General features: G+C 33.3%; 1 protein-coding gene. It reads left to right on the top strand.

All coding sequences use genetic code 11. The annotated features are described in order from the left end of the window. The coding region (locus tag ACFIKH_RS09245; RefSeq protein WP_375671545.1) for a DUF6990 domain-containing protein at positions 1 to 839 on the top strand (839 nt) is incomplete at both ends.

Here is an 839-nt window from a genome sequence, read left to right as displayed (position 1 = left end):
ATTCAATTTGATTTTGGTTTTATACGTCTCCATGACAATTACAATGTCCGTATTGAAGCTGAAATATCTAATGAAATGATTTCTGTCGCTTGCAATTGTATTCACTATAGTAAGGAATATTGGTGTGTTTCTCCTAAAAATATTTATAATTCTTTTAATACGATTGGGGGGGGGATTTTTAGTGGTTTTGGTAAAGGCATTGATATTTGTGTAGAGACATTAGATGAGCAAGAGCTTATCAAAATCTCTGAGCGGATAATACAGTGGGCACGTGCCCAAGATTTACAAGCATCAATAGAAAGCAAAACGCTTATCCAAAAATATAGCTACAATATAGATATAGTCTGGCATTTAGCTTGTTTAGCATTAACAGGTCAAATTGATGTCCTGAAATCTTATCAAAATTTTTTAGAAGCAGGTACGATTTCTGAAATTTTGGATGACCGTGAAGTAGAGAGATATATTAACCAGGCCGTTCAATTTGCTGAAGAATATCTGAAAATCCTTAATGAGCGAAAAGCTATAGATGATCGTCTTAGTTTACAAGATTTGTCTTTTCTTAATACAGTTTCTGAAGACTTAAAAAGGATGGACTGGACAGTCTATCGTGATAAAAATTACAATTGCAATGCTTATTTTATAAAGAAAGATCGTATCATTAATATAGTGTACGACCTTGATAAAAACGGAGAGACACCATTTGTTACCTTCAAGGTTTCTCTTTCAACACTTGGTTTTTCTACAGCTTATCGATCTATTTTCATCAATACTCCCCAATATACCGTTCTTAAAGAATCAGAAGAAGTTTATGCAGTTTCTAGTACTGAATTGGATGAAGG

The sequence above is a fragment of the Bartonella sp. SD1336NMGDW genome (assembly GCF_042193565.1).
GTDB classification, from domain to species: domain Bacteria; phylum Pseudomonadota; class Alphaproteobacteria; order Rhizobiales; family Rhizobiaceae; genus Bartonella; species Bartonella grahamii.
This window is presented reverse-complemented; position numbering and strand designations above follow the sequence as displayed.